This window comes from Synechococcus sp. R6-10, assembly GCF_047461815.1.
In the GTDB taxonomy this organism is placed as follows: domain Bacteria; phylum Cyanobacteriota; class Cyanobacteriia; order Thermostichales; family Thermostichaceae; genus Thermostichus.
The window spans coordinates 1-2,994 of record NZ_JANSHW010000147.1 but is presented as its reverse complement, the minus strand read 5'-3'; the positions used below and the strand labels follow the sequence as shown (position 1 = coordinate 2,994).

Below are 2,994 nucleotides of genomic sequence, written 5' to 3'. Positions count from 1 at the left end.
CGGGCAGGGATCCCACCCAACGGGCCATTTCCGAGAGGGGCAAGTAGCGGGGTGTATTGGGCACCGCGATGAACCCAAGGGCACTCACCCCCAGCGCGGCGATAGCCTCCGCTTGATCCTGACAGGTGATGCCGCAGATTTTGACAAACAACCGGCCCATTGGGAGTGCTAGCTAATAAATAGCTAATAAACAAAGAATAAACACGGTTAGCTGCTGGCTCTTTAGATTTTTCTGAGGGTGCCGATACATCTACTTTTGTTCAGGGCGCATTTGCAAAGGATCCGGGTGCTCCGGGTGAAGCTTGTTGATCCGGCGCACCATTTGCCACAGCCGTCCGAAGTTGCGCTGGTTGAAGTGCATCACCAGCCGTGGCAGATGGGCAATATCTTCCTCGGCTTCCTCCGGCAAGGCCCCAGTTTGCTCGATCCGGCCCGAATCGAGAATATCGGCAAACTCTTCGTTTAAAATCTCTAGGGCTTCCGGTGAAAGTTTGGTGTTCAAGCGCAAAACCAGGAGCTCCCGCACGTAGCGATTGCTGTGAAAGACGCGATAAAAATCGACAATCTGCTGGCAGGCATCTTCCACGTCGTCGGTTAGGGTGTAGAGGAAGAGATCTTCTGGGCTGATCAAGCCGCGACCAAGCAGGTGCTCCCGCACGTATTCGTCCCATTCTTTCCAGTAGCAGCCACCTGTTCTGTCCACCAGCACCAAGGGCATGAGCTTGGTTTTGCCGGTTTGCATCAGGGTTAGGCATTCAAAGGCTTCATCCTGAGTGCCGAAACCGCCGGGAAAAAGCACCAGCGCGTCGGTTTCTTTAACAAAAAAGAGCTTGCGGGAAAAGAAATACTTGAAGTTGATGACCCGATCGCTGGCAGCAATAACGGGATTGGCCATTTGCTCAAAGGGAAGCTGGATATTGAGCCCAAAAGAGTTTTCCAGCCCTGCCCCTCGGTTGCCGGCTTCCATAATGCCGCCGCCGCCCCCCGTCATGACCATGAATCCCCGTTGACTGATGCAGTAGGCGAACAACTGGGCCTGGCGATATTCGGGACTTTCTGGCCCTAGCCGTGCCGACCCGAAAACGGTGATCTTGCGTTGATGAGCGTAGTTTTGGAAGGCGGCAAACCCCTGCTCCAGATCCTCAAGAGTGGCCGCCAAGATCTTGGCATCCAAACGGCTCAGCTCTAGGGATCCCATGCGCTGCAGCGACTGCACAATACGCAGCCAGGCCGTCCGGTTGGGATGATACTCCAACTGCTTTAGGCGGGTCTCAGCGTTGGAAAAAACTTCTTGCAGAAGGGAAGAAACGGAATCGGTCAAGCTGGGATCCTAAAGTTCTCTGGAATTACTTTAATCAGTTCTCGGCACAAAATGGCAGCTGGGTTCTAATCCAGAACCCAAAAGTTACATCCTGAAACACCCAAGGCATAGCCCTCAGGCTTCGGCAGGTGTGTCGAAGTGCTTTTCCAAAATCGTGGTCAGAGTTGCCTTGGGTACGGCGCCAACCACCACATCCACCTTCTGGCCGCCCTTGAACAACATCAGGGTGGGAATGCTGCGAATACCGTACTGGCTGGCAGTTTGAGGGTTCTCGTCGGTGTTGATTTTTACAACCTTAACTTTGCCGACATACTGCTCAGCTATCTCCTGAACCACAGGAGCCACCATCCGGCAGGGGCCACACCAAGGTGCCCAAAAATCGACCAAAACCGGAATATCGCTGCGCAGCACCTCTGCCTCAAAGGTAGCATCAGCGATATCTATTGCTGCAGACATGCTTGGAGAACTCCTGAAACAATACCTATCATGGTCTCTAATCTTAGCACAGCTCTCTGGCTGCTGCTGACCGAAAACTCGGCGTCGCAGGCCCCGGCATTCATGCCTGGGGATAAGTCACCGTCTCATGACAGGACGGGAGACTCGCTCCACCCGCTTATGGAAGGGTGCAGCGTTAAAGGTGAAGTGGAAGTATCTGGGGTGTTTTGGCATCTCAGTAGTTGAGGAGATGGCGTCCCCCACGAGGATATAGGCCCTCGTGTAGCCCATTGCAACGAAGCGCGAGGAGCGTGGAGCGATGGAAAAAATCCCCCGGCTTTAGCCGTGGGGAGAACGTTAACGATCTGGCTGGACTGGCCGGATTAGTATTGGTGAGCTGGGATCCCTTAGACAAATACCATCGGCTTATGACGGATTTTCTCGAAAGCAGCCGCATCAAAACGGTAGAGGGTTGCCGGTCTGCCCGTTCCTTGGGAACTTTTCTGGCCGGTATCTTGCAAGATACCCAGTTTCAGTAGGCGGGCGCGAAAATTGGAGTAGTCGGAGAACCCCTCGCCCAAAACGGTGCCGTAGAGCTGATAGACCTCCCCTAGCGTGAAGGTGGCGGGCAAAATGTCAAAGGCAATCGGGCTGTACTCCAACTTGGCGCAGAGGCGACGGCGGGCATAGCGGCAAATCTCTTCGTGGTCAAAGGCTAAAGAGGGAATTTGGTCGGCGGGATACCAGGCAATGCCCTCCACTCCGTCTGCCAGCAATTCAGCATCCTGGAACCGCACCAGGGCAAAGTAGCTGACCGACAGGTAGCGCACTCCATAGCCATCCTCGGCCTCGCGGGGATCCCGCTCCGGCCCCCCGAAGGTGTAGAGCTGCTCCAGATAGAGGTTTTTAACACGAATTTTCTCCGCCAAGATGCGGTAGGCCGCTGCTTCTAGGGATTCTGAGCGCCGCACCAGTGTTCCTGGCAGGGCCCAGCAACCGCGGAAGGGATCCTCCCGCCGCCGCACCAGCAGCACCAGGAGGCGATTCTGCTCAGTGTCGATGGAGAAAATGACCGCATCCACGCCCACCCGGAACTCCGCCAAGGCGATCCGGTTCTCCGATGGGCCTGCCACGATGCGGGATCCCTGCATAGCTTGGCACTGAATCCTGATACATTCACGCTGAACTCTCCTGAACATGGTTCAGGAAAGAAGCGATCGCATCCTGCCTATCTCTGA

General features: G+C 55.2%; 3 protein-coding genes. All 3 read right to left on the bottom strand.

Translation table 11 applies throughout. The features are described 5' to 3' along the window. Positions 1 to 250: 250 nt before the first annotated feature. The 3 genes from NW837_RS04835 to NW837_RS04825 all read right to left on the bottom strand — a co-directional run bounded on the left by NW837_RS04835 (position 251) and on the right by NW837_RS04825 (position 2,889). On the bottom strand, positions 251 to 1,321 hold the full coding sequence (locus NW837_RS04835; RefSeq protein ID WP_414329505.1) for an LOG family protein: 1,071 nt from the start codon (positions 1,319 to 1,321) through the stop codon (positions 251 to 253). A 114-nt stretch (positions 1,322 to 1,435) separates the two neighbouring features. Then, entirely contained in the window at positions 1,436 to 1,777 is a 342-nt protein-coding gene (trxA, locus tag NW837_RS04830) for a thioredoxin (protein ID WP_011431863.1), read from the bottom strand. Positions 1,778 to 2,163: 386 nt separating this feature from the next. After that, complete coding sequence (locus tag NW837_RS04825) at positions 2,164 to 2,889, bottom strand: NUDIX hydrolase (RefSeq protein ID WP_414329504.1); 726 nt, start codon at positions 2,887 to 2,889, stop codon at positions 2,164 to 2,166. Positions 2,890 to 2,994 lie beyond the last annotated feature (105 nt).

Bases quoted from the DNA above. Each gene is read 5' to 3' on its own strand.
- trxA (WP_011431863.1), bottom strand. From the start codon at position 1,777: ATGTCTGCAGCAATAGATATCGCTGATGCTACCTTTGAGGCAGAGGTG.